Raw genomic sequence first — 8,706 nt, 5'->3', positions numbered from 1 at the left:
TTACAAGGAACTTATGCAGAAGTTGAAAATAAAAATCCCCGCCCCGATTTTTGTAATCTAGGAGCGGGAATTCAGGTTCTAAATTCGGTATCAACCATTCAAGAAAACGTCGGTATGCGGTTGGTTGGAGGGAAGTAACAAAATCTGAATTATTTCTTACTTTTGTAAAGTTACTCGATATCACATTATGGAAGATAACTTATTGTATTTTATAACTTTATAATGAATGAGTTGGTGTGTGATCTTCAATGTAGGTGATGAATTCTCAGTTCCATTCTTGGATTAAAGGGCGTACACCAGAACAGATGTAATCGAGTAGCGTACATGCCCGTCTTCGGGTCTTTTGTTATCCCAGCTGTTGCATGTCTTTTGTATTCGGGTTTAACTTACCGATGAATTGAACGAGATTCCAGGCCATAGAACTCAGCTGCCTATACTGCGGATCGGAACTTCTCTGTTTCGCAATAGAACTTGCGAAAGTTCGTGACGAAGACTTGCTTAACTATTCCTTCTCTTTCACTGATGGGAAGAGAGGATGGTGCTCTTCGGAAGCAATCCAATCTTTAGTTATGCGAGATTAGCCTTCTCTAAACGCAGAATATCTTTCGGAACCCCCGATAGTTGCTCAAATTCTCGATACTCCTCCATTCCATTGAATAAGTATTGAACCAATCTCTTAGTCTCAAGTGAATGTATCTATCTCACCACGGAACCTTCTTGCCATGTGATGCATTTTTAGAGGTAAGTTCATTGAATAGAATAGGGGCAGAAGAAATATGGTATTTGTGAGCTTGAAACAGTGCAGAGCAACACAGATTTGATTTCTTATACCTCTCAGCACTTATACTTATTAACTAACAAATAACAAAACTTACCGCCTGCTATGCTTCTTTTTGACCTGATTAACGGAGCCAAAGACCGAATATCGCGAGTCTCTAACTATTTGCGGTCAAACACGACCGGCGGCGTCAGTTATTTTATTAACTTGTTGGCTTTGGGAGCCGCCTGGTTGCTTTTTCCAATCGAGTCGCCGGTTTTTCAGAGGCTTAAACGTGGCAAAGATTTCTATTTTCCGCAGATTAACTTTCATCGGCTTCGTCCTCTGGATTCCGTCAGGGTGTTTATCCAGCTGATATTCTTGATGCTTTTTGCATCAAGTAAAGAAGAAACCGCGCTTCGGCAGTCTAAGAATAGTCACTTTTCTACCTTTTTTCTTTTCCGCTGGACCGTCATGGCGGCAAAGAAAGCGAACCGCCTTGTCCGCCGTGTTTCCGAGCGTCTTTCTAAGTCACTGGTATCGGAAAAAATCGATTTGCCTGAGCATAGAGACTCCGCCGGGAAGATTTCTCTGGGGAAAAAAATATTTATCGGCTTCCTTCTTATTGTCGGACTCTTTCTCTATGTGCTCTGCGTGACACAGCCCTTTAGTCTGGACGAACAAATTATCTTTTTGCTGATTCTTGGAACAATCGCGCTCACGCTTTTTCAAGCGCATACTCGTTTGACGCTGCTTATGCTGATCGTGATCTCCGTGATCGTTTCCTCTCGCTATATTTGGTGGCGTTATAGCGAAACTATCAATCCCAACAGCTATACGTCGGTGATTTTCACTTGGCTTCTGATTTTGGCGGAGACTTACGCTTTTATTGTGATGCTTCTGGGCTACTTCCAAGTCTGCTGGGTGTTGGATAGAAAACCCGCTCCGATACCTAAAGAGCCGTCACAGTGGCCGACAGTCGATATTTTTATTCCTACATATAATGAACCGTTGGATGTGGTGAAGCCAACTGTCTACGCGGCGCTCTGTCAGGATTGGGAAAAATCTAAGCTCAACGTGCATATTCTTGATGACGGAAGCCGTAAAGACTTTGAGGATTTTGCTGCCGAAGTGGGCGCTCACTACATTAAACGGGAAAAGCATAATCATGCTAAGGCAGGAAACATCAATCATGCGATGAGCATTACCAATGGGGAATTTATCGCCATTTTTGACTGTGACCATGTCCCTGTGCGTACGTTTCTGCAAAAGACCATGGGCTGGTTTATCAAGGATCCGAAAGTTGCGCTGGTTCAGACGCCGCATCATTTCTATTCTCAGGATCCGTTTGAGAAAAACTTGCACCTGAAAGACAACGTTCCGAATGAGAATTCACTCTTTCATGACTTCATTCAGAAAGGCAATGACACATGGAACGCTACGATGTTTTGCGGCTCTTGCGCTATCATGCGCCGCAAAGCGCTCGAAGAGGTGGGCGGCATTGCGGTAGAAACTGTGACGGAGGATGCTCATACTTCACTGAAGCTCAACCGTAAGGGCTGGAGCTCGGCTTTCCTCAGCACGCCGCTTTCAGCAGGGCTGAGTACGGAGACGCTTGCTGCGCATATCGGTCAGCGCATCCGCTGGGCCAGAGGCATGGTTCAGATTTTCCGACTGGATAATCCGTTGTTTGGGAAAGGTCTCTCGATACCGCAGCGTCTGTGCTTTCTGAATGCGATGATCCACTTTCTGCACGGTCTGCCGAGAATTATTTTCCTGATTGCACCGCTCCCGTTCCTTTTTGCCGATGTCTACGTGATCTATGCAAGCGCAATCGCAATCTTCGTCTATCTGGTCCCACACATGGTGCATTCAACTATGACGACGTACGCGATTCACCGAGGTTACCGTTTTCCTTTTGTCAGCGCACTCTACGAAACCATTCTGTCCTGGTACATCTTTGTGCCGACCCTGGTTGCACTCATTGCGCCGCACAAAGGAAAATTCAACGTAACAGCAAAGGGCGGCGTTATTGATAAAGCGTATCTGGATTGGGCAGTCTCGAAACCGTATCTGCTTTTGCTTTCTTTGAATATGTTGGGTTTCCTGATCGGTATATATCGAATGATCGGCGCGAGCTCCTATGAGGTCATGATGATTCTGATCAACTTAGTCTGGATCGCATACAACCTGGTCATCCTTTTTGCAGCGATGGCTGTTTGCGTGGAAAGCGTTCAGAAGCGAAAGTTCCCGCGTATTGCGTTTAAGACGTCGGTTCAGCTCAAAGTCGGGGAGAAGAATATATCGGCCAAGCTTGCTGCCTTTTCCCAGAAGGACTGTGTGATTACGATCAACCCGCAGGATGTTCAGTTCTTTGAACCGAATCAGGAAATCACGATGACATTTGGTACTAAACATCATCCGGGATACTCATTTCATTGCGTGGTCGACGCGGTATTTGATAAAGGTGTTTTGGAAGTTATCGTTCGACAGGATACACGAGTTGAGGAAATGCACTATGTGAGTGCGACGTTCGGGACGCCGGATATTTGGGTTCAGAAGCAGTCGGAAGTCAAGCCCTATGGCATGCTCTCGGGCGCAGAATCGCTCCTGCAGATAGCTAAACTTGGGGCAATTTCTTTTGCAAATTATTCTTCCAACTCCGTCGGTTGGTTCTTTAAGTCTGTCAGCTGGTGCGTGCGCGAAGTGATTAGTTTTATTCCCCGCTTCCCCGAGTTCCGCAAGGACAGTAAAAACTCTCCTTTTGAGGACTCGGAGCATACCCAATTAATGCGCTAAGAAGGGAAGAAACAGGTGAAAACGATAAGAAAGACGTACAATCTTTAAAACATATATAGATAAACCACAGTTCTAGGCCAGAAAAATATGAATTTTACGCAAAGGCTACATTTATCCCTGAAAGGCGCAACGCTTTGTGTTCTCAGTGCGGTCATCGGCTCATTAGGCAACCCCGCCTTCTCCGCCCAGCTCGAGCCGACCTATATTAGAGATGTTCAGCCGAACTTTAGAGTGGATCAGATTCCGGTCATTCGCCGCGATACTCCGCTCTTTAGCTACTCCACCGAGGGCATGATCGATCAGATCAAGATGACGGGCATCTACAACGAGCGCTCCTTTCGTTTTTATTCGCCTAAAAACGAAGTGATTTCCAAGGCGTCTGTAACTCTGCGCTACACCCCGTCGCCGGCACTGATCCCTCAGCAGAGTCAACTGAATGTCTATCTGAACGGTCAGCTTCAGAAGTCTCTGCCCGTGACAAAGGAACAGCTTGGCAGTCAGGTTTCAGCAACCGTTGATTTCAATCCGAAGCAGATTGAGGAGACTAACCGCATTACGCTGGAATTTGTAGGGGCCTATACGAACGTCTGCGGTTCGGTTTCCAACCCCTCGCTTTGGCTGACTGTGGATTCGTCAAGTTTCCTTACGCTCAGCACTCAGATGGTTCGTCTTGCGAATGATCTTTCGCTTATTCCGACACCGTTTGTCAACACGCTGAGCCCGTCGGCTACAACACTGCCGGTTGTGTTTGCTTCGGCTCCAAATAATCTGATGAAGCAGGCTGCCGCAGTGGTCGCTTCCTGGGCAGGTGTTAAGGCGGAATGGCGCGGCATTGACTTTCCGGTTTATTACAACGAGCAGCCGTCGGATCAGAATTTTGTTGCCTTTGTCACCAACGACAGTCGTCCGGACTTTCTGAAGTTCCTGCCGAAGGTTAATGCGCCGACAGTTTCTGTTGTGGACGCGCCCAACACTATGTTCGCCAAGATTCTTGTGATCGCGGGGCGCAATGAGGACGATCTGCTGACGGCCGCGCGCTACCTCGCTGCGCAAGATAAGGGGATCGCTGGCGGTCTTGTGACAATCGAAGGCTTCAGTGCGCTTCCCGATAGAAAAGCGTATGACGCGCCCGCATGGATTCCGACCGGCGAAAAAGTCAGCTTTGACAAAATTGCTAAGTATCGCGGTCAGTTGACAAGCACTGGACTGCACCCGGCTCCCATTAAGCTCGAAGTTAAGCTTCCGCCGGACCTGTTTATGGTGACTAGCAGCAACGTTAATCTCGATCTTCGTTACCGCTACACCAAGCCCACGAACCGCGAAGCGGCTCAGATGCGCTTTTTACTGAACGATCAGCTGGTGGAATCCTACGAGCTGAAGCCGGATACCAACAGCAATTCCTTCGCCTCTCAGTTCTCTATGCTGAACGGATTGGCGAATCTGTGGAATAACACATCGATTCCGAGCCGTCTGCTTTCGGCAGAGAACATGATGACGTTTGATTTCCAGTACGCGCTTAGCGTCTCCGGAGGTACGACGGAAAACTGCAAGAGTGTCGCACTGATTCCGAATCAGGTGGAAATCGATCCGAACTCGACCATTGATTTTTCTGGGTTCTACCACTTTGCGCGCCTGCCGGATTTGAAGCTTTTCACCGTTAGCGGCTTCCCATTCTCCAAGTACGCGGATCTTTCCCAGACGCTTGTTCTGATTCGAGATCAGGCGCCGGCAAACGTTGTTTCAACTATGCTGAACACAATGGGGCGAATCGGAGCTCAGATCGGCTATCCAGCTACGAAAGTCACAGTTGATTCCGCAGTACGCAACGGCAACGCAAAAGATAAGGATATTTTAGTTTTTGCCGAAACCAGTCAGGATCTCTCCGGACTGGAAAAACTTGAGCCGGAGGTGCTTCTTGAAAAGATGCGCGGCAACGACAAAAATCAATTCAGTGAGAAAGCGGACAATACGGGTCGAACACTTGTGACCGAGGATACTGGTATCGCCGCGATGGCGCAGTATGAATCGCCATACAGTAGCGGCCGCTCCGTCGTTACTTTGATGGGAGACGGACAGGACGGAAGTTTTATTCTCAATAAACGTCTGATGAATCCCGGGGATCTCAAGGTTGTCGGCGGGAGTGTCGCAATTTTCAGACCCAACGCAGTGCCCTCAAGCTTTGAGGCGGGCCCCTCTTATTACACCGGGTCGCTCCCTTGGCATCAGCGTGTTTGGTACTCGCTGCTGGATCAGCCGCTTCTGCTGGTTCTTTTCACATTACTTTGCGCCCTCCTGTTTGCAGGCGGAATCTACTATCTGATGCACTCAATTATCAGATACCGCAGCCGGCGTCATTAAGGAGCAGATCGACATGAAAGGAAAATTACTTATCGCCTGCCTGCTGTCAGCCGCGTTTTCGACACAGGCACTGGCTTGGGATCTTTGGGACGAATTTAAGTCGACCAATGTGACGGAAGAAGGACGAGTCGTTGACTACAGTGAGAAGAACCTGATCACGACTTCGGAAGGCCAGTCCTACGCCATGTTCTACGCGCTTGTCGCCAATGATCGAAAGACCTTTGATCAGGTGTTTGCCTGGTCCGAAAACAATCTAGGAAAGGATCAGCCATCCTGGCTTTGGGGCATTCCGGATGGGAAGATGGAAAATCCCGGCAAGATTATGGATACAAATAACGCGACCGACTCCGATATGTGGATTGCGTATTCACTGCTTGAAGCGGCCCGTATTTGGAACGCGCCTGAGTATGAAGCGCGCGCGAACGACTACCTCGCAAAGCTCAAGGAGCTTGTTCGTGATATTCCCAATGTCGGCAAAGTCATCCTGCCGGGGCGGGTCGGTTTTGAAGATAAAGGCATCATCACGATCAACCCGAGCTACTATCCGCCGCAGATCCTTCGTCGCTTTGCCGAGCACGATCCTTATTGGCAGCCGGTTCTGGAAGGGCTGATTAACGCGATGATCCGCAGCTCCCCGGACGGAGCCGCACCCGACTGGGCAAAATTTGACAGCAGCGGCCGCCTGGTCGATCCGAACAAAATGGAAGGCAGCTACAACGCAATCCGCACTTACCTGTGGGCGTCCATGCTTTCTCCGAAAGATCAGAACTACGAACTTCTGGCCAAGCACTACGGTCCTATGATTGATGCGGTCAGACGCACGAATCTGCCGCCTGAAAAGGTGAATCTCGGCGATATGACTTTCAGCGGCTGGGAAGTGGACGCTTTCGGAGCGTGCTTCCTTCCTTACGTCAGCAGCGACAAAGCGGGCGCCATTATTCGCACGGTACTCACATCGACTAAAATGACAGGCGTGAACTACTATCGCAACTGCCTGATTATGTTCGGTCTCGGCTTCGATTACCGAGCGTTTGCTTTTGACGAGAAGGGCCGTCTGATTATTCCGAGCAACGATCTCGTTATCGATACCAAGACTCCGAATTAATTTGAGAAGACAACATGGCGTCGACGGGTAATAAAAAGGAAAAGTGGAAAGGTCTCGGCCTTTGGAACGTCTTTTTCATCGGAGAATTTCTTCTTGCGGGATTCGGCTATCTCACGCTGAATCTTCTGCATAACGTTCTTCTGCTGATTTTTGTCATGTTCCCGCTGCAGAACCGCTGGCTGAGATGGCTTAGAACTCTTGCGGCTGTCTGCGCGGCATTCGCGCTGGTTTACAGCGAGAGCTGGCTGCCGGGACTTGAAAGCATCAAGGGAAACTTCCACAATGTCGCGGCGATGGAGACCGGCTACATTGTGGATTCACTGCTGAACTTCCTTAACTTCGAGATGATCGGTATCGGCTTGGTGCTGATTGTGGTCTATTACGCGATCCGCGATTATGTGCGCGTCACGACCTTCACAATCGGCTATCTGGTGATTTTGCTGCTCGCACCGGTATGGCAGCCGCTGTTTCAGCGGCCCGCTCCGGTGCCGGTGGAAACCGTGGCTGCAGCCGACAGCGCTAAAAAAGAAGGCGCAGAAGAGGTTAAGAGCGATCTGATTCCGCAGACGCTTGATCCGACATCCCGCAATCTTGACGAGTGGCTTAAGACGTTCCACGACACTGAGAAGGATCGCCGTGCGGTATGGCCTGACTCTTTGCCGAAGACCGATACTCCGTTTGATATTCTTCTTCTGAATATCTGTTCGCTCTCCAATTCGGATTTGAAAGCGGTGGGCCTGGACAATCATGAAGTGCTGCAGAAGTTCAATATTCGATTTGAGAACTTTAATTCGGCAACTTCGTACTCAGGTCCTGCAGCGCTTCGTCTGCTGAAGTCCGCCTGCGGACAGCCCTCGCACGAGGATTTGTATGAAGGGCGCAATCCCGACTGCGAAATCATGAGCCGACTCGGTCATCTCGGCTACAACCAGTATGTGTTCATGGATCACAGCGGCAAATACGACAACTTCTATCAGAGCCTCAGACACTTGGCCGGTCTGACGCCGCGTCTTGAAGAAATGAAGTATCCCAAGCGCTATGACTCCTTTGATGAGGAACCGATCGGAGACGCCAGAGCGGTCTTTAAAGACTGGGAAAAGACAGCTGAGAGCAGCGATCATAAGAGCGCGACTTTCGTGAATCTGATTGCGCTGCATGACGGCAACCGTTTTGCCGGCAAACGCCGTCTTGCACCGTTTAAGCCGCGTGCCAAAGCGATGCTGGATGATTTGGATACGCTGATTTCCGATATTGAAAAGAGCGGCCGCAAAGTCATGCTGGTGGTTGTGCCCGAGCATGGCGCCGCCGAGCAGGGCGACAAGGTTCAGGTCGCACATCTTCGCGATATCCCGAGCCCGTCCATTACACATGTGCCCGCGCTCGTGAAGTTCATCGGCATCCAGCCTCAGGGCGGACCGGTCAATGTGACGCAAAAGACCAGTTATCTTGCGATCAGCACGCTGATCGGACGCGTGCTTGAGACGAACTTCTTTGGCAAACCGGAGGGCTCTGAGACGCTCGAAGAGCTGGTGAAGGGGCTTCCTCAGACGCATTCTGTCTCTGAGAACGCCAATGCGAAGGTCATCAATTACAACGGAAAAGACTACGTTAAGCTCGACAGCGGAGACTGGAGAGAATACGCGAAGTAGAAGATCGGGTGAGACCGCGGGATTGGCGGAAAAAAGCT

Annotated in this window: 4 protein-coding genes; all 4 read left to right on the top strand. The window is 49.5% G+C overall.

Annotation, left to right across the window (positions count from 1 at the left end):
- Positions 1-883: 883 nt before the first annotated feature.
- The 4 genes from bcsA (at position 884) to bcsG (ending at position 8,668) form a co-directional block, all read left to right on the top strand.
- Entirely contained in the window at positions 884-3,556 is a 2,673-nt protein-coding gene (gene bcsA, locus NFR90_RS09550; protein ID WP_251452543.1) for a UDP-forming cellulose synthase catalytic subunit, read from the top strand.
- Between the two features lie 87 nt (positions 3,557-3,643).
- A complete protein-coding gene (bcsB, locus tag NFR90_RS09545; protein WP_160335829.1) occupies positions 3,644-5,914 on the top strand; it encodes a cellulose biosynthesis cyclic di-GMP-binding regulatory protein BcsB in 2,271 nt (756 codons plus the stop codon).
- Positions 5,915-5,927: 13 nt separating this feature from the next.
- A complete protein-coding gene (gene bcsZ, locus NFR90_RS09540) occupies positions 5,928-7,019 on the top strand; it encodes a cellulose synthase complex periplasmic endoglucanase BcsZ (RefSeq protein WP_251452538.1) in 1,092 nt (363 codons plus the stop codon).
- Between the two features lie 14 nt (positions 7,020-7,033).
- Positions 7,034-8,668: a cellulose biosynthesis protein BcsG gene (gene bcsG, locus NFR90_RS09535; protein ID WP_251452536.1), complete on the top strand. Its 1,635-nt coding sequence runs from the start codon at positions 7,034-7,036 to the stop codon at positions 8,666-8,668.
- Positions 8,669-8,706 lie beyond the last annotated feature (38 nt).

Source organism: Parasutterella muris (assembly GCF_943193095.1).
In the GTDB taxonomy this organism is placed as follows: Bacteria; Pseudomonadota; Gammaproteobacteria; order Burkholderiales; family Burkholderiaceae_F; genus Parasutterella; species Parasutterella muris.
Note: the sequence above shows the minus strand (reverse complement) of the source record. Positions and strands in the feature narration are given on the sequence as shown.